The sequence below is a fragment of the Hymenobacter gummosus genome (genome assembly GCF_003970915.1).
GTDB classification, from domain to species: domain Bacteria; phylum Bacteroidota; class Bacteroidia; order Cytophagales; family Hymenobacteraceae; genus Solirubrum; species Solirubrum gummosum.
In genome coordinates this window covers 86,061-102,790 of sequence record NZ_RXOF01000014.1, presented here as the reverse complement: position 1 = coordinate 102,790, position 16,730 = coordinate 86,061, and the positions used below count along the sequence as shown (strand labels likewise).

Annotated in this window: 12 protein-coding genes and 1 tRNA gene; 5 read left to right on the top strand and 8 right to left on the bottom strand. The window is 66.1% G+C overall.

The features are described from left to right. Positions 1 to 56: 56 nt before the first annotated feature. Positions 57 to 4,490, bottom strand: coding sequence for a DUF4394 domain-containing protein (locus tag EJV47_RS20795; protein WP_165903855.1), 4,434 nt, complete (start codon positions 4,488 to 4,490; stop codon positions 57 to 59). A 298-nt stretch (positions 4,491 to 4,788) separates the two neighbouring features. Here EJV47_RS20795 and EJV47_RS20790 point away from each other — a divergent pair, with 298 nt between their 5' ends. From EJV47_RS20790 to EJV47_RS20780, 3 genes are all read left to right on the top strand, one after another. Continuing rightward, positions 4,789 to 6,558, top strand: a complete 1,770-nt coding sequence (locus tag EJV47_RS20790; protein WP_126695131.1) for an alpha/beta hydrolase family protein — start codon at positions 4,789 to 4,791, stop codon at positions 6,556 to 6,558. 77 nt (positions 6,559 to 6,635) lie between these two features. Beyond that, positions 6,636 to 7,436, top strand: coding sequence for a DUF2490 domain-containing protein (locus EJV47_RS20785; RefSeq protein ID WP_126695130.1), 801 nt, complete (start codon positions 6,636 to 6,638; stop codon positions 7,434 to 7,436). Positions 7,437 to 7,548: 112 nt separating this feature from the next. Next, entirely contained in the window at positions 7,549 to 9,189 is a 1,641-nt protein-coding gene (locus tag EJV47_RS20780; RefSeq protein WP_126695129.1) for a hypothetical protein, read from the top strand. Between the two features lie 69 nt (positions 9,190 to 9,258). Here the strand turns inward: EJV47_RS20780 and EJV47_RS20775 are convergent, their stop codons facing one another. Then, a complete protein-coding gene (locus EJV47_RS20775) occupies positions 9,259 to 9,786 on the bottom strand; it encodes an MOSC domain-containing protein (protein WP_126695128.1) in 528 nt (175 codons plus the stop codon). Positions 9,787 to 9,960: 174 nt separating this feature from the next. Further along, positions 9,961 to 10,665 carry a VIT1/CCC1 transporter family protein gene (locus tag EJV47_RS20770; RefSeq protein WP_126695127.1) on the bottom strand — a complete coding sequence of 235 codons (705 nt, stop codon included), beginning with the start codon at positions 10,663 to 10,665 and terminating at the stop codon, positions 9,961 to 9,963. Positions 10,666 to 10,833: 168 nt separating this feature from the next. On the opposite strand from EJV47_RS20770, the gene EJV47_RS20765 reads away from it, so the two are divergent. Next, a complete protein-coding gene (locus EJV47_RS20765; protein WP_243651242.1) occupies positions 10,834 to 11,583 on the top strand; it encodes a Dps family protein in 750 nt (249 codons plus the stop codon). Between the two features lie 161 nt (positions 11,584 to 11,744). On the opposite strand, the gene EJV47_RS20760 is transcribed toward EJV47_RS20765, so the two are convergent. Further along, the gene (locus EJV47_RS20760) at positions 11,745 to 12,227 is read right to left on the bottom strand and encodes a low affinity iron permease family protein (RefSeq protein WP_126695126.1); all 483 of its coding nucleotides are present in this window, start codon (positions 12,225 to 12,227) and stop codon (positions 11,745 to 11,747) included. 231 nt (positions 12,228 to 12,458) lie between these two features. Here EJV47_RS20760 and EJV47_RS20755 point away from each other — a divergent pair. Next, positions 12,459 to 12,540, top strand: a tRNA-Leu gene (locus EJV47_RS20755). 327 nt (positions 12,541 to 12,867) lie between these two features. Here EJV47_RS20755 and EJV47_RS20750 read toward each other — a convergent pair. From EJV47_RS20750 to EJV47_RS20735, 4 genes are all read right to left on the bottom strand, one after another. Continuing rightward, positions 12,868 to 14,442 carry an NFACT RNA binding domain-containing protein gene (locus tag EJV47_RS20750; RefSeq protein ID WP_126695125.1) on the bottom strand — a complete coding sequence of 525 codons (1,575 nt, stop codon included), beginning with the start codon at positions 14,440 to 14,442 and terminating at the stop codon, positions 12,868 to 12,870. Positions 14,443 to 14,824: 382 nt separating this feature from the next. Next, entirely contained in the window at positions 14,825 to 15,466 is a 642-nt protein-coding gene (locus tag EJV47_RS20745) for a hypothetical protein (RefSeq protein ID WP_126695124.1), read from the bottom strand. Positions 15,467 to 15,471: 5 nt separating this feature from the next. Next, positions 15,472 to 16,239 (bottom strand): MBL fold metallo-hydrolase, encoded by a 768-nt coding sequence (locus EJV47_RS20740; protein WP_126695123.1) that lies wholly within the window; start codon positions 16,237 to 16,239, stop codon positions 15,472 to 15,474. Positions 16,240 to 16,333: 94 nt separating this feature from the next. After that, the gene (locus tag EJV47_RS20735) at positions 16,334 to 16,711 is read right to left on the bottom strand and encodes a response regulator (RefSeq protein WP_126695122.1); all 378 of its coding nucleotides are present in this window, start codon (positions 16,709 to 16,711) and stop codon (positions 16,334 to 16,336) included. Positions 16,712 to 16,730: the final 19 nt, after the last annotated feature.

The following is a 16,730-nucleotide window of genomic DNA, read 5'->3' as shown; positions in this document are numbered from 1 at the left end:
TGGGAAGATAAGCCCGGTGGCCGTTTGGCGCCACCGGGCTCCGACTTACTAGACAATTACTCGACCACCAGGCGCTTGGTAAGCAGGCCTTCGGCAGTGGTCAGGCGCACCGTGTACACGCCCTTGGCCAGGCCCGTGAGGGGCAGGGTTACGGCTTCGGTGCCGCGCGAGGCAGGCAGCACGCGGGTCAGCACCTGCTGGCCCAGCGCGTTCAGCACCGACACGGCCACCGGCTGCCGGTCGAGGGCGGCGGGCAGGCTCAGCGTTACCTGCGAGCGGGCCGGGTTGGGGTACAGGCCCACCTGGGCGCTCAGCTGCGGGTTGTTGGTGGCCGTTACGCGGTTCTGGGTGATGAGCAGCGTGAAGCGGCTGGTCACGGCCGTGCTGGCCAGCGTAAAGCTGTAGCTCGGCTGGCTCTGCAGATCGATGATGGTGCCCGTCTCGGCGTCGCGCAGGTAGGCGAAGGCGCCGCCGGCCAGGTTCAGCAGCTCGGTGGCCCGCAGCGTGTGCGCGCCGGCCTGCCGGGCCTGCACGTGCAGGTTCACGATGCGGTCGGGGGTGCTGCTGCTCAGCGGGGGCAGGGCATTGATGGAGAGGCGGTTGGTGGCGTCCAGCTCGGTGGCCAGCACCGGGGCGCCGCCGGCCAGCAGCTTGTAGGCGTCCATCGAGGCGTCGAAGCCGACGGTGGCGCCGGGCTCCAGGTACACCACGGCCTCATCGGCCGGGCCGGAAGCGGCGCGCAGCTCCAGGCGCACCAGCGGGCCGGTAATGGCCGCGTTGCGCTGGAACACCGGGCTCTGGTAAGTGGTGAAGCGGGCCGCGTTGGTAAACGATACCTGCCCGTTCGAGGAGCCCGGCGTGGTCACCCGCACGAAGAAGCCCTGGCCCGAGCCGATGACGTTGGTGCCGCCGTTGGTGCCGGCGCCGCCCGCCACGTAGCTGGAGTAAGTACCGGCGTACTGGCCGGTGGAGCGGTACACGTACACGGCCGCGTCCACGTTCGAGCGGCCCACCAGGTCCCAGTTCAGCGGGGCGGGATAGGGGTTGCCCAGCAGGTGCCAGCCCGAGGCCGTCTGCGTGCCGCGCGTCAGCCCGCCCTGCGTGATGGCGCCGTTGCCCAGCGCGCCCACGAAATCAGGGGTGAGGCCGGCCGGGATGTTGACGGTGTAGCCGCGGCCCACGGTCATCGGGTCCGTGGTAGCGCCCGGCGAGAAGAAGCCCTTGTCGAAATCCTGCGGGGCGGGGTTGCCGCTGGTATTCACGCGCGTCTCGTCGTAGCCGAACACGGTGGGGAAGGGCGTCACGTTGTTGGGCGTGGGCGAATTGTTGTAGGCCGGGTTTACCACCGGCGTGAACGGGCCAGTGGTCAAATCGGCCACCGTGGTTCCGCTCACCGGCGCCGAGAAGTGGCGGTAGCCCGCGCCGGGGTTCAGGCTCGGGTCGAGGTAGCGCTGCACCGTGGCGTTGCCCGTCACCACGGCCGAGCCGTTGTTTATCACGTGGGCCGTGCCGGTGGCATTGCTGAGCAGGGTCAGGTTGCCGTTGGAGGTCAGGTTGCCGTTGAGCGTCAGCACCCGCTGCACCTGCACCGGGGCCGAGGCCACCACCCCGGCCGGGCCGGCCGAGAGGTTGTTGAAGAAGGTAGTGGTGCCGCTGATGGTTTGCGGGGATACGCCGGCAAATACCACCGTGCCGGTGCCGCTGCCCAGCGTGGTGCCGCCGTTGTTGGTAAACGAGCCGTTCACCGTCAGCGTGCCGCCGTTGGCCGTGGTCAGGGTGGCGCCGCTGGTCAGCGCGACGCTGGCCGCCTGCTGGGCGTTGCTCACCACCGGGTCGTTGGTCACGTCGGGGATGGTCACGTTATCCGTGGCGGTGGGCACCTGGGCCGGGCTCCAGTTGCCGGCCGTGCCCCAGTCGGTGCTCAGGGCGCCGGTCCAGGTCAGGCCCGCCGCAATGACCGGGCCGGGGGTGAGGAAGGCGGCCAGGCCGGTCAGGTTGGTGCCCGAGCCGATGCGGCCGACCGAGGAGGCGGCGCCGGTTGCCAGGTCCACCATGTACAGGTTGTCGGTGCTCAGGCCCGAGCCGGAGGCGGCCAGGAAGGCCGCGTTGGCGGGCGAAGAGGGGTTGGTCAGGTCCGAGTAGATGTCGAAATCGGCGCCCTGCGAGGAGTTCAGCACCACGTTCAGCGCGCCTTGGTCCACGTAGGTGCCGGCGTTGGCATTGGTGGAGCGCAGCAGCACGTTGCGGGCCTGGTCGATGCCGTAGAGCGTGGTGCCGGTGTTGGCGTTGTTGTCGTTGTTGGTGTAGGCCGCGCCGGTCAGCAGCGGTGTACCGCTGGGGTTGCTCAGGTTGATATCCGTCGTCACGACGCCGGAGTTGGGGTTCACGCGCAGGTTGGCCTGGTTCGTGCCCGACACCACCCGGATGAGGTTCACCGTGGGGTTGAAGTCGAAGCCGATGTTGGCCGCCGTGGTGCCCAACCCGTAGGCGTTCAGGCTGCCCACGGCCGTCAGCGCGCCGGTGCTCGTGTTCAGGGTGTAGAGCTGGCCTTGCTGGGTGCTGACGTTGTAGCCCAGGGCAAACAGCTCCCCGGTGGCGGGGCTGAAGTCCGTGCCGACCAGCACCTGCGAGCCGTCGGCGGGCAGGCCGGTGATGTTCACCGCCGTGCGGATGACGTTGGGGTTGCCCGAGTCGAACGACACCAGGTTGCCGCCGGCCACGCCGTAGAGCAGGCGGCCGGTGAGGGCCGCCGAGGCGTTGGCGCCTTCCAGCTGGGCCGAAATATCCCGCACCGGAATGCCCAGGCCGATGGCGCCCACCTGCGTGGCGTTGCCCGAGCCCAGCGTGAGGGTGTACAGGTTGCTGGTGGCCTGCCCGTTGGGATTGGCTGCCAGGAAGGCCTGGTTCACCAAGTTGGTGCGGTCGAAGTAGATGTCCAGGTCCACCAGCGCGTTCGAGCTGCTCACTGTCAGGCCGGTGGTGCTGCCCACCGTGTTCAGCGTGCCCGCGTTCGGCGGGTTTTGGGTGGCCAGCACACTCAGCGCCTCGTCGATGTCGTAGAGGGTGGTGCTGGTGCTGCCGGGGTAGCTGTTGGTGTAGCCTACCGAGCCGATGCGCGGGGTCTGGCCCGCGTTCGGGTCGCCGGCAGCGTAGGCCAGCGTGCCGTCGGTAGCAGCCAGCGCGCCGTTGTTGGGGTTCAGGCGGTAGTCGGCCCGGTTGGTGCTGACCACGCGGATGCGGTCCACCGTGGGGTTGAAGTCGAAGCCGATGTTGTCGGTGGCGTCGCCCAGCCCCAGCGTGATGGGGCCGCTACCCACCGGCGTCGCCACGGCCGTGGTCAGGTCGATGGTGTAGAGGCGCGATTCGCCGGTATCGGTATTGTAGCCCAGGCCAAACAGCTGCCCGGTGTTGGGGCGGAAGTCGGTACCCACCAGCGTCTGCCCGGCCGTAATGCCCGTAATAGCCACCGAGGTGTTGACGAAGCCCGGCGTACCCGAGTAGAAGCTGATCAGGTTGTTGTTGGTCGTCACGCCGTAGAGCAGCTGTCCGCTGGGGGCCGGGGCCGTGCGGTCGATGCGGATGGCAATGTCGGTGATGCCTACGCCCTGGCCATTGATGAATCCAGCAAACGTCGTGGCCCCGTTAGCCGGGTTGACGCGGTAGAGGAAGGAGCCAAAGTTACCGCTGCCATCCACCTGGTTCACGTTCAGGTAGTATTGCTGGTCATTGAGCCCGTTGGTTACGATGTCCAGGTCGGTGCTGGCACCGGGCGCGTTGATGGGCGTGGGGTTGCCGCCGGCCGCCGGGCTGAGCGTGGCCACGGTAGCCAGCGTGCCGCCGTTGGGGTTGTCGGAGCGCAGCAGCAGGCTGCGCTGCTCATCGACGTAGTACAGCGTGGTGGTGGCTGCCCCGATAAAGGAGTTGGTGTAAGCCCCCGCACCCACGAAGGGGTCCTGCCCGGCGTTGGCGTCGCCGGCCACGAAGGCCAGGTTGATATCGGTGGCGGCCACGGCCCCGTTGTTGGGGTTCAGGCGGTAGTTGGTGTTGTTGGTGCTGGCCACCCGGATGCGGTCCACCGTCGGGTTGAAGTCGAAGGCAATGCGCTCCGAGGCGCCACCCAGCTCCAGGCGAACGGCCGCCGGGCCCACGGGCGTAGCCACGGCCGTCGTCTGGTTGATGACGTACAGGCGGCTATTGACGCCGGTCGTGCTGGCGTCGTAGCCCAGGGCAAACAATTCGCCGGTGTTGGGGCGGAAATCCAGGCCCACCAGCGTCTGGCCCGCCGCCACGCCGGTAATGGCCGTGCGCGTTTGCGAGGTGGCAGGCGAAGCCAGGTTCACCGAAGTCAGATCGGTACCGGAAAGGCCGAACACTACTTGCGCGCTGGCGGGATTGGCAGCCAGGCTCAGCAGCATGGCGCCGCCCAGCAGCCCCAGGGAGCGGCGGAAGGCGGCACTGGAAGAGGTGGACCTTAGTAGGGGTGTGGGCATATACAAGCGTGGAGTTTGGTTGGAAAAAGCAGAAGAAAGTGTTGGGGAAAAGGCACGCTGAGCCCGGGAGCCAGGGCGCAACAAGCATACGGCCGAGGTGGGCCGGATGGATTGCATTATTTAGTTAAAAAGGTATTAAAAATAATGAGCAAAAGAAGCGGCTTGTTTTACACTGCGGTATTACCGCCGCGCCATTCTTCAATAAGCCCCTGGCATATACGCGCACCGCATTGCTGATGTAACGCCCGCCTTTATATTAACCAGGGTTTATTTTTCATCTATCACCGTCAGAGGCCAAATGCCCGCTTCTACCCAGTCTGCCGGCCCGGCCCTCCCGCGGGTGGCCGCCCCCCACACCCAGCTTACCTCGCTGCAGCGCCCGGCCCCGCCGCCCGGGCCGCCCAACCCGGATAAGCCGGTAGCGGTGTTCGTGAGTCACGGCATGGGCCAGCAGGTGCCCTTCGAAACGCTGACGCGGGTGGCGGAGCTGCTGCAGGCCCGCGAAGACCTAGGGGCGGCCCCGCCCGTGGTGGGCCACGTGCGCCTGTTCGACCCCGACACCCGGCAGGAAACCTGGCTGCCGCGGGCCGAGGTGGAGCTGGCCGACCGGCACGGCGGCCCCGCCCGGCGCGTCCACATTTACGAGGCCTATTGGGCGCCGCTGACCGAGGACGTCATCAAGCTGCCGGAAGTGGTGCGCTTTCTGGCTACGGCCGGCTGGCGGGGCCTGCGCCTGAAAAACCAGCTGAAGTGGCTGCGCCGCTGGTTTCGGCTCGACAAGTATTACCGGCGCTGGATGTTCGGCAGCGCGCGGGAGTTTGTGATTCCCAACAGCACGCCGCTCAAGCTGCTGGGGGCCCTGGTCCTGGTTATGGCCCTGGTATCGATTAACGCCATCCTGGGGCTGGTTATTGGGGCCAATCTGCTGGATATGTCCAAGCTGACCAAGATGCCCACGGCGCTGGTCGATTGGCTGACCCTGGATTTGCTCGTGCTGCTGGTACCGGCGGTGCTCGGCGGGCTGGGCTTGTGGTGGAGCCAGCGCCTTACCCGGCAGCTCGGGCGGCTGAGCCGGCAGGCGGGCCGCCGTACTCCGCGCAAGCTGCGCCGGGCCCTGCACAAGCGCCGCCGGCAGCGCAAGCGGCTCAACGTGGCTACCACCGCAGCGCTGGGGCTGGCGGTGCTGGCGCTGCTGACGACGGCCGGCTTGCTGGCCTACCACTATTTCTCCATGCCGCACGTGCGCCCGCCCGGCAGCCCCGACCCGAGCTGGCTGCTGACGCGCCTCGGCGGTAGCTACGACAGCTCAAAAGACGCCTGGCGGCCCGGGGGCGCTACCGTAGTCCGGATGCTGCTGATTGCCTTGGTGTGGGGCGGTACCGCGGGCGTGAGCCTGGTGCTGCGCAACTTTCTGGTGCAGTACCTCGGCGACGTGGCCATCTACCTGGATTCCTACAAGGTGGACCGTTTTCACCGCGTGCGCGAACAAGTCAAGAAACTGGCTCACCAAACGGCCTGCGTCATCTACGGGGCCTGCGAGCAGCCCCCGCCCGACGCGCCGGCCACCGCGCCGCTGGCCTTTGCCTACGACCGCATCATCGTGGTGGGTCATTCGCTGGGCTCGGTAGTGGCCTACGACGCGCTCAACGCCACGCTCAACCTCGACGAAGGCCTGGGCGGGCACCTGCACACGGCCGGGCGTACCGGCGGACTGATAACCTTTGGCTCCCCCCTCGACAAGACGGCCTACATTTTTCACACCCGCAGCGCGCCTAACTCGCTGCGCCCCCCGCTGACGGCCTCGGTGCAGCCGCTGATCCGCGACGAGGCCGCGCGCAAGCAGATTGTCTGGTACAACATCTACTCGAAAGCCGACCCCATCAGCGGCCCGCTGGATTACTACGACCTGCCCCGCCCCCGAACAGGCCAGCCGAATGCCGAGCCGCCCAAGGACTGGGCCGTGCGCAACCGCCGCGACCTGGACTCAAGCACGCCGGTAGCGGCCCACTCGCAGTACTGGGATAATCACCTGCTGGCGCACTTGATTCGGCAGCGCATCTTCGCCTGAGCAAAACCGGGGGAAGGCCGGCCGCGCCCGGGCGGGTGCGTCGCTACGGCCGCCAGCCGCTACCTTTGCCGCCCGACATGCGCCACCGATTTGTACTTGCCCCGGGCAGCCTGCTGGGCCTGCTGTTGCTTCTGGCCCCGGCCGCCCGGGCCCAAACGCCCCTCAACCCCGCCCAGCCCTGGGGCAGCTGGTTTATCGGTACGGTGCAGCTGCCGGGCAGCCCCGAGAAGCGCTGGGGCGGCTTTGCCGAAGTGCAGGTGCGCACCAACGCGCTGTTTCGCCAGTACTTCTACCACGAGCTGAAGGCCGGCCTGAGCTACGACATCGACAAGAACTTTACCGCGCTGCTGGGCGGCGGCCGCTACGCTACCAGCGACTACCGCGACCTGTCGGCCGGCCCGCTGAACGTGGAAGCCCGCCTGTGGGCCCAGGTGGTGCTGACGCAGTACTCCAGCCGCCTGAAGCTGGAGCACCGCTACCGCGCCGAGCAGCGCTGGTTCAGCTACCGCGACGACAGCACCAGCACCCGCAACCGGCTGCGCTACCGCCTCAACGCCTTTATGCCCTTGAACGCCAAGACCATCGGCCCCAAAACGGTGTTTCTCTCGGTGTACGACGAAATATTCCTGAACCTGCGGGGGCCGGTATTTGAGCGTAACCGCTTCTACGCCGGCGTGGGCTACCAGTTCAACAAGCACCTGACCGCCCAGGCCGGCTGGATCGACCAAGCCAACTACAACCTGCCCGCGTTCCGGCAGGGCCAGTTCATTCCGCAGAACACCTCCGCCAAAAACAACGTGGTGCTGGCCGTGAGCTACCGTCTGGCCCACCGGGCCAACGCCGCGCGGCCCGAAAGCCTGCCTTCGCAGCAGGATTAGCGGGCCTTTAGGGCTATTGCTAGGATATTTCTGTGGGAAATCATGTAGTTTTTGGCGGCCTATCGTGATTCACGAAGGATTCTGCCCAGCTCCACTTTTATCCACTTATTGCATGCTGAGAAATTTTACCCTCGCTCCGACGCTGCGTGCTAGACTGACCGCGGTACTGCTAACGAGTCTCGCTCCGCTGGCCCTGGCCCAGCAGGTTGGCCCCGACGCCAACTTTGGCACGGCCGGCACGGTAACTACCGGCCTGACGGGCCCGCGCTTCAACTTTTCCTCCATTTCGGCGGGCAGCCCCGTGTGGTCGGTGATGGGCCAGGCACTGGTACAGCCCGACGGCAAGGTGCTGGTGTGCGCCGCCGATGCCAACCGCTGGACGCTGCGCCGCTACCTCGCCGACGGTACCCCCGATACCGGTTTCGGCACGGGCGGCAGCGTCACCAGTACGTTTCCGGCCGGTAACGCCAGCGGCCTGGCCCTACAGCCCAACGGCCAAATCGTGGTGGTGGGCGGCGTGCCGGGCGGTGTAGGCAACGTGTGGGCGGCGGCCCGCTACAGCCCCCAGGGCGTCCTCGACACCAGTTTTGGTACCAATGGCCTGGCCTACGGCAGCTCGGGTACTGGCCCTTCCGAGCTGGCCCGGGTGGTAGTGCTGCCCAACGGCAAGCTGCTGGCCGCAGCCAGCTACGACCGCAACTACCCGACGCGGCTGGTGCGGCTGCTGGCCAACGGCCAGCCCGACAACACGTTCGTCAGCTCGGGCACGAACAGCTACATGGGCTACGCCTACAACGGGATGTTTCGCGACCTGCTAGTGCAGCCCGACGGCAAGATCCTGGTGACAACCACGGGGTTCGGCAATGCGGGTGGTATTCCCATCACCAGCGCCCGCCTAGCCCGCTACAACGCCGACGGTACCCCCGATACGGGCTTTGGCACGAACGGTGAGGTGCCCATTACGGGCTATAGCACCATTCCGGGGCAGCAAAACTCGCCGCGGAACACGGCCATCCACAGCCTGGCCCTACAGCCCGATGGCAAGATTCTGGCGGCGGGCTGCGTCGACAACGGCCAGGTCAGCGGCGGTAACGCCGGCGAAAACCCGGCCCTGTTCCGGCTCAACGCCGACGGCAGTCCCGACGCGGCGTTTAACACGGCCGTGGCCGCCAGCATCCGCACCAGCCTGGGCGGGGGCTTTGCGGCCGTAACCTTGCAGAGCGACGGCAGCATTGTGGTTGGGGGCTCCTTTGGGCAGCAGCGAATGCTGGCCCGCTACTCCCCGGCCGGGGTGCTGGATGCTTCTTTCGCGACGGTAACTGGCTATCCGGCCGGCTTATATGTTGCCGGCACGGGCAGCATCGTGCGCACGCTCAGCACTCTGCCCAATGACCAGCTGCTGGCCTGGGAGGGCGTCGGAAACACGAGCAATGGCATGGACATGCGCCTAACGCGCTACACCGCCGCCCGCCCCACGGCCCTGCGCCGGTCGGAGCTGGCCCTGCAGCTGCTGGCCGCGCCCGTGCCCACTGGTGGGCCGCTGCACCTGCGCTACACCCTGCCCGCCGCCGCCACGCCCCAGGCGCTGCTGCGCGACCAGCTGGGCCGCACGGTTGCCACAGTCGGGGGAGCCCGGCAGGCCGCCGGCCCGCAGGCGCTGGAACTCGATCTACAGCGCGTGGCCGCGGGCAGCTACTTCCTGACGCTGGAAGCTGGCCCCTGGCAGCAGACGGTGCGGGTGGTTAAGCAGTAACCCCCTATTCTCTTCGATGACGAACGGCCCCGGCAACTTCAGCTGCCGGGGCCGTTGTGCTTGCCAGGGCTAGGCTTCGCCCGACGATTCCACCCGTACCGCGTCGCCCACCCGGATGCGGCCGCCCTGCACGATGCGGGCCGTCAGGCCGCCGTGGCCGCGCATGGCGTTGTAGCCGCCGGGGCCCAGCTCGTCTTCCATGCGGGAGCAGGGGTGACACTCGCCGGTAATTTCCAGCACCACTTCGTCGCCGAGGCGGATGCGGCGGTTTTTCAGGGCCAGCAGGTTCAGGCCGCTCACCACCAGGTTGCGCCGCAGCCGGCCGGGTGCCACCGGCTCGGGCAAGCCCAGAAAGCCTGCTACCGCCGCCAGGTGCTCGTGCTGAATCAGGGTGACCTGCCGCTTGCCCCCGGGTTTGATGCGGGCATGGTCGCCGGCCAGGTGGGCATCGGGGAGTACCTCCACCTCGGGCAGCGCCCGCAGCGGCTCCCGGCGCTTGGGCCGCACCCCAATCCACTCCAGGCGGCCCACCTGGGGCAGGGTGGACAGCAGGCGGTTCACCACCGATTTGTCGTCGCCGAAATTGGGAAAAGGCATTGTTCGTGTTTCGTTGCTGGTTGTTCGTTGCTCGTCGGGGTCGGGCCGCTACGGGCTTAATCGGTCGCCCCGTTCGGCTCCATCAGGCCAAAGCGGACCCGCCCCGCGGATTGCCCGGTCTGTGCGTACGAAAAACCGCCGCCGGGAACTGAACAACCAACACGGAAACACGCATCAGCCGCCCACCAGCCGGGCCACGCCGAAGGCCGCGCCGGCGGCCAGCGCCCCGATGCCGGCCATTTTCAGGGCGCCCAGCACCGGCGGCTGCCCGGTCAGGCGGCTCTTGAAGTAGCCGAAAACCAGCAGGCACAGCAGCGTAATAACGGCCGACCAGACCAGTCCCTCGGCGGGCGTGGCCGTGACGAAGTAGGCGCTGAGCGGAATGAGGCCGCCCACCGCGTAAGCTAGCCCGATGGTGGCGGCCGAGTTGCGGGCCCGGCGCGGGTCGGGCTGCTCCAGGCCCAGCTCGTACTTCATCATGAATTTTACCCACTGGTCCCGGTCGGCGGTCAGCTCGCGCATGGCCTGCGCCTGGGTGGCCGGCGAGAGGCCCATATCGGCCAGCAGCTCCTGCACTTCGGCCCGCTCTACCTCGGGTACCTCGTCTACCTCCCGGTACTCGCGGCGCAGCTCGGCGGCGTAGTGGTCCAGCTCGGTGCGGCCGGCCAGGTAGCCGCCCAGGCCCATGGCAATGGAGCCTGCCACGATTTCGGCCAGGCCCGCCGTAATCACCAACCCCGAAGACCGCACCGCCCCGCTCAGGCCGGCCGCCAGCGCAAAAGGCACCGTGAGGCCGTCGGACAAGCCAATGACGATGTCCTGCAACAGGGCCGAACTGCTCAGGTGCTCTTCGGGGTGGGGGTGAGTGGGAGCCAGCATAGCGCGAAAAAACGGCCCGGCAGCCGCCACCGGGCGGCTAAATATACGGGCCGGCCTCAACCCCGCGCCGCGCCTTGGCGTATTGCCGGGCAGTGGGGCGCTGCTGCGGCGCCTTACCGGCCGTGCCGCGGCCTGCTCTCAACATTTCCGTACCCAGATACCATCCTCATGGCAACCAAAGCCACCCCCGCTAAAAAGGCTCCCGCCTCGAAAGCTCCCGCTGCCCCCGCCCCGCGCGTAGCCGCCGCCAAAAAAGCCGCTGCCGGCAACAACGGCCGCGCCGACACCGCCAAAGCCCCCCAGGCCGCCGACATCGACGCCCCCGTGCGCCCCGTCGACCGCAACGAACCCCAGGTGCAGCCCATCCTGAACCAGCAGAAGAATGCCCCGGCTCCGCTGCAGAAATACGGCACCGTGTCGCAGCGCCTGCCCATCGGCCTGACCGAGCAGGTGCGCCAGGAAAGCGTGACCATGCTCAACCAGCTGCTGGCCGACACCATCTCGCTGCGCGACATGTACAAAAAACACCACTGGCAGGTCGTCGGCCCCACGTTCTACCAGCTGCACCTGCTCTACGACAAGCACTACGAGGAGCAGAGCGAACTGGTCGATACCATCGCCGAGCGCATTCAGATTCTGGGTGGGGTGGCCGTAGCCATGGCCGCCGACGTGGCCGAACTGACCTCGATTCCGCGCCCGCCCAAGGACCGCGAAGAAGCGCCCGTACAGGTGTCGCGCCTGCTGGAAGCCCACCAGATCATGCTCAAAAACTGCCACGACTACGCCAAGCGGGCCGATGACTCGGGCGACGACGGCACCAACGACCTCATCGTGAGCGACGTGATGCGCACCAACGAAATGCAGGTGTGGTTCGTGTCGGAGCACGTGGTCGACACGCCCCTGGCCCGCGCCGACTAAGCGGCCCGCATCCTTATTCCAAACCGCAACGCGGCGGCCTTCCAAGTCCGGAAGGCCGCCGCGTTGGCGTTTCAGCTGTCATGGCGAACAACGGGCGACATCCGGGCCAGCCCTTTGTGGCTGGGCGGGAGGTCCTGCGCCGCTCGACACGACAGGCCAACCTAGCGGCGCTGGTGCTCCAGCTTCCCGGCGTGGTTTTCCTCGGCTTCTTCCACCGTATGGGTGCGGCCCAGGTTGTTGTCTTTCCGCGCTTTTTCGGCCAGCAGGCAGTAGAACTGGTGCAACAGCGCAATTTCCTCCTCGGTGAAGTCCTGGGCGTTGATGAGGCGGTTGCTGGCGCCCTTGGTGGCGGCAATCAGCTCGTTGAGCTTGAGGTGCAGCACCAGGGAATCCTTGTTTTGCCCACGCTGAATCAGAAACACCATCAGGAAGGTCACAATGGTGGTGCCGGTGTTGATGACCAGCTGCCAGTCCTCGGAGTAGTGAAACAGCGGCCCCGTAACAGCCCAGGCCAGCACCGTGCCGAAAGCCAGCAGAAACGCCGCCGTCGAGCCCGACCACTGGGTGATGCGCTGGGCAAAGCGCTGAAAGAAGGAGCCGGAATGCTTGGTGCCGATTTCCTGAAAAGCGTCGTGGGACGTCATGGGCGAGGAGCAGAGTAAGACTGGCGGCAAGCTAAGCGCCACGGGCGTGAACAAGCCATGAATTTGGCGGCCGCACTATTTTTTATGCCTGATAGCCTTGGCGCTACGCTCCGAAATGCAGAAAAGCCGCCTCCGGGCTTGCAACGCCGCGGGGCATCTACTACTTTTGTCGCCACTTCGCCGCCCTCGACGGCGGAGCGGACGCCCTCAACAGCGTCGTTTTCGTGTTCTGCGCACATGGTGAAATTGGTAGACACGCCATCTTGAGGGGGTGGTGCCTTCGGGTGTGGGAGTTCGACTCTCCCTGTGCGCACACCAGCCCAGCGGCCGGCTCCTGCATCAGGAGCCGGCCGCTGTCGTTTGGCCCTGCCGGATGAAAGCGCACGGCTGGCGCCGGTTTAGCCGCACAGCGGCGTAACCGGTGCCGGAAATAACGCAGGCTTCCAGCCTGCGCCGGACGTTGTTGCATTCGGTCGGATACTCGTTCGGGGCTACTCGCAGAAGGCTTAGAGTGCCCTTTTGCAGCGCATAATGTAGTCGAATGCTTGTCCGGGGGCTATACCCGCAGGCTGAAAGCCTGCTTTATAGTGGGCACCGGTTACGCCGCTGCGCGGCTAAACCGGCGCCAGCCCATGCTGCGTTAGCCCGCCCGCTCAAACGGGTTGGCGGGCACCACCAGCACCACCTTCTCGCGCTCCACCACCACCTGGCCAGGGGCCGCGCCCTTGGGCTTGCGCACAAACTTCTTGGGCGTGACGGTGACCGGGCAGAGCGAGTCGTTCTGGCGGCGCGAGTACCAGGCGGCCAGCTGGGCGGCGCGCTCCACCACGGGCGCGGGCACCGCGTGCCCCGGCCGCTGCCGCACCACCACGTGCGAGCCGCTCACGTCCTTGGCGTGCAGCCACAGGTCGTCCTTGTGGGCGTAGCGCTGGGTTAGCAGGTCGTTGTTCTGGGCATTGCGGCCGACCAGGATGGTAAAGCCCGAATCCTCGAATACCTTGAAGGGCAGCTCGGTGGCCGCGGCTTTGGCTTGCAGGGCCGGGTCGAGGCCGTGCTGCTTGCGCCAGGCGCGCAGCTGGCGCAGGTCGGGCAGGGTGGGCAGCTCTTCCAGCCGCTCCAGGCACCAGAGGGCCTCGGTTTCGCGGCGGTCGGCGCGCTCCTGCAGCTGGCGCTGCTCAATCTGCTGGTTTTTGGCCTTGCGGTAAAGATTCTGGGCCGTGCGCTGGGGCGTTTCGGTGGGCTTGAGCTTGACGAGGCGCGGCTTATCGTCCTGGTAGAAGTCGAGCAGCTCCACCTGGGCCGCGCCGGCCGGAATCTGGTGCAGGTTGGCCATGATGAGGTCGGCCGTCTGGCGGTAGCTGGCTTCGTGCTCCAACTCGTGCAGGCGGCGGCGGGCCATGCTGGCGCTGGTAGCGGCCTCGTCGGCGCGCTTCTCCAGGCTCTGGCGCAGCTGCCGCAGCTCCGCCTCGTAGGCGCCGCGGCCCAATAGCAGCGGCACGAAGGCGCGCAGGGCGGCTACCGGGTCGGGCGGCAGGGTTTGCTCCACTTCGCCCACCGGCAGCAAACTCAGGCGGGTGCGGCCGCCCAAGCTGATGATGTACAGGGCCGGCGGCTGGGCCAGCAACGCAAGTAGCTCCTGCAGCAGCTCGACGCGCGCAGGCGGCGCGGCCGCCTCGTAGCCGCGCTGCCGCAGCCAGTGGCGGGGCACTTCGCCCAGGGTGGGGTAGAGGCGGGCCGGGTCGGGGTGGGCGGCTACTTCGGCGGGCGTGGGGTCGGGGCGGGTAACGGCTTCGCGCAGGGCCGCGTCGGCGGTGAAGCGTTGCTGAAACAGCTGGGTCGGACTGCCGTCGGCGGGGTAGAAAACGGCGTTGGCGTGCGGACCGAACAGCTTCAGCCACAGCGCCGCCCCGCTGCGAAAATGCAATTGCAGCACCCGGTCGTTGGGCGTCACGGTTACGCGCGTCACCTCCTGGCCCAGCAGCCCGGGCAGCAGGTCCACCGAGTTCTGCCGGGCCCGGTGGAAGCTGTCGGACACGCTTAGCAGGGGCTGGGTGCCGGCCAGGTGGGCCTTCAGCCAGAACTCCGCCGCGCCGCTGGTCAGCCCCACGACCAGCTCGTCTTTTTCCTGCGAGAAACAGGCCGCCACGCGGTAGCCGGCCAGGTGGCGCGCCAGGGCCGGAGCCAGCAGGCGCAGGAAAAAGTAGTTGTTGTGCATGAGGAAGTCGACTAGCGGCGCAAGTTGCGCAATATCGGCGCACGCGGCGCGGGCCGGGCAAGTCGGATACTTGCAAACCCAAGTTGCGTAACGCCTGCGCGTGGCCGCGCCGCGTGCGTCGTAGCGCGAACTTTGTAGTTCGCGTATCCTTCACGACTCGTTGTTACGTCAATCGGTGGTATCTGTCAACGACAACCGCGCAGGATACGCGAACTACAAAGTTCGCGCTACGACGCGGCCACGCGCGGGCGCCCCGCAACTTGGGTTTGCTGCCGTTCAGCGGCCTACAGTCAGCGGGGCAGATGCCCCTGAAGCCGGCGGGCATAGTCGCGGCAGATGCTGGCGACGTGGGGCAGACGCCGAAGCACTATTGACAGGAATTTCAAACACTGACTTTCAGAAAATACAAATCATCGATACTGTCCCAGGCAAACTGATAACTCTGCTGCAACCGCACCGGTGGCCCATATGGAACGGTAGTAGCATAGACTAACTCGGTAGCCGCTGCGTAGGAACTGCCGTGGCGGAAATCAAAGCCGGCCGTGTCGGGAGAATATGCCGACTGATGCACATAATGCGCATGGTCTGTTACCAGCACGAAATAGCACTGGTCGATTCCGTGCTGCCGGTACTGTTCCAGGTTTGAAAGGTCCTTGAAGACGTCGTAGCGGTTATTTGGCTCCCGGTGATTAGCCTTCTTGAAGAACTTTAGCTCAATGGCAGCGCGCGCAGAGCCCGACGGGGTTGAGTAATCCAGCACTAAATCAACCCGGGCGCGGGTAGTCGTGCTCTTGATGGTTGGAGCCGTCAACTCCAGGTAGGACTCGAACTCAAGTTGAAACCGGTGCGCCGAACTGAACTCGTACAGTTCGCCAATTGTGCGCAAAATATGGCCGAATTCGTGCTGCAAGGCCGCTTCGTTGCGCGCTTTTACCCCTCCGTTGGCGAGTTTTTGCGCAAGTAGGCGGTAGGAGGTTTCGATAACCTCCGTCAGTAAGTCCAGCGGAGTAGTAGTAGCAATCATCAGGCTCACAGCTGTAGCCGCAGCCCGTCGTAGGCCAGGCGCACGTGGGCGGGCAGGGTGGCTTCCACTTCGCGGTGGCGGCCCAGCAGGTGGCTGATGTGGGTGAGGTAGGCCCGGCCGGGCTGCACGTCCTCGATGACCTCCAGGGCCTCGGCCAGGTTGAAGTGCGAAATGTGCGGTTCGTGGCGCAGCGCGTTCAGCACCAGCACCTCCGAGCCGCGCAGCTGCTCCCTGGATTCCGGCGAGAGGTGGTTGGCGTCGGTGACGTACGAGAAATTGCCTACCCGGAAGCCCAGCACCGGCAGCTTGTAGTGCAGCGCGCGGATGGGCTGAAACTCGATGCCCTCGACCTCAAAAGCGGCCGTGTCGCTTTGAATGGCCTGGGTTTTCACCTGCGGCACGCCCGGGTACTTGTGCTCGGCGAAGATGTAGGCGTACTCGCGTTTAAGCTGCTCCAGCACCCGCGGCTCGGCGTACACGGGCATGTCCTGCTGCTGCTTGAAGTTGTAGGCCCGGATGTCGTCCATGCCGGCCGTGTGGTCCTTGTGCTCGTGCGTAAACACCAGCGCGTCGAGCCGATCAACCCGCTCCCGCAGCACCTGCTGGCGGAAATCCGGCCCTGAGTCGATGATGATGCTGCGCCCCTGCACCTGCAGGTGCACCGACACGCGCAGCCGCTTGTCGCGGAAGTCCACCGAACGGCACACCGCGCAGTGGCAGCCGATAACCGGCACGCCCTGCGAAGTACCCGTACCGAGGAAAGTAACTTGCATTGTTAAATGGCTAAATGGTTAAATTGTTAAATGGCTGACCGTTCAGGAAATTTGTTGAACGACCAGCCATTTAACCATTCAGCAATTTGACCATTTACCCAATGTGCTGCTTCACGGTGCGCACCAGCGCGTCGAAGTCCAGGGGCTTGGGCAGGTAGTCGGTCACGCCCGCCTCCCGGAAGTCGTCCATGGAGTAGTTGTTGGCGTTGCCGGTAATGGCAATGATGGGCACCTGCCGGATCTGGTCGTTGGTGCTCTGGCGGATTTCGCGGGCCACGGTCATACCGTCTTTTACCGGAATATTTATATCCAGCAAAATGCAGTCGATGGGCTGGGCTTCGAGCTGTTTCATCACCTCGCCGCCGTTTTTGGCCGACACGATGCGGTACTTCTGCAGCTCCAGAATCTTCTTGGTCAGGTTCAGAATCACGGAGCTGTCCTCCGCAATCAGAATGGTTTTCGAGTCGGACATGACTGCTAGCTAAGGGTTT

What these genes read in the sequence shown, in the direction of transcription:
- EJV47_RS20795 (WP_165903855.1), bottom strand. Translation starts at nt 4,490, where the DNA reads ATGCCCACACCCCTACTAAGGTCCACCTCTTCCAGTGCCGCCTTCCGC.
- EJV47_RS20790 (WP_126695131.1), top strand. Translation starts at nt 4,789, where the DNA reads ATGCCCGCTTCTACCCAGTCTGCCGGCCCGGCCCTCCCGCGGGTGGCC.
- EJV47_RS20785 (WP_126695130.1), top strand. Translation starts at nt 6,636, where the DNA reads ATGCGCCACCGATTTGTACTTGCCCCGGGCAGCCTGCTGGGCCTGCTG.
- EJV47_RS20780 (WP_126695129.1), top strand. Translation starts at nt 7,549, where the DNA reads ATGCTGAGAAATTTTACCCTCGCTCCGACGCTGCGTGCTAGACTGACC.
- EJV47_RS20775 (WP_126695128.1), bottom strand. Translation starts at nt 9,786, where the DNA reads ATGCCTTTTCCCAATTTCGGCGACGACAAATCGGTGGTGAACCGCCTG.
- EJV47_RS20770 (WP_126695127.1), bottom strand. Translation starts at nt 10,665, where the DNA reads ATGCTGGCTCCCACTCACCCCCACCCCGAAGAGCACCTGAGCAGTTCG.
- EJV47_RS20765 (WP_243651242.1), top strand. Translation starts at nt 10,834, where the DNA reads ATGGCAACCAAAGCCACCCCCGCTAAAAAGGCTCCCGCCTCGAAAGCT.
- EJV47_RS20760 (WP_126695126.1), bottom strand. Translation starts at nt 12,227, where the DNA reads ATGACGTCCCACGACGCTTTTCAGGAAATCGGCACCAAGCATTCCGGC.
- EJV47_RS20750 (WP_126695125.1), bottom strand. Translation starts at nt 14,442, where the DNA reads ATGCACAACAACTACTTTTTCCTGCGCCTGCTGGCTCCGGCCCTGGCG.
- EJV47_RS20745 (WP_126695124.1), bottom strand. Translation starts at nt 15,466, where the DNA reads ATGATTGCTACTACTACTCCGCTGGACTTACTGACGGAGGTTATCGAA.
- EJV47_RS20740 (WP_126695123.1), bottom strand. Translation starts at nt 16,239, where the DNA reads ATGCAAGTTACTTTCCTCGGTACGGGTACTTCGCAGGGCGTGCCGGTT.
- EJV47_RS20735 (WP_126695122.1), bottom strand. Translation starts at nt 16,711, where the DNA reads ATGTCCGACTCGAAAACCATTCTGATTGCGGAGGACAGCTCCGTGATT.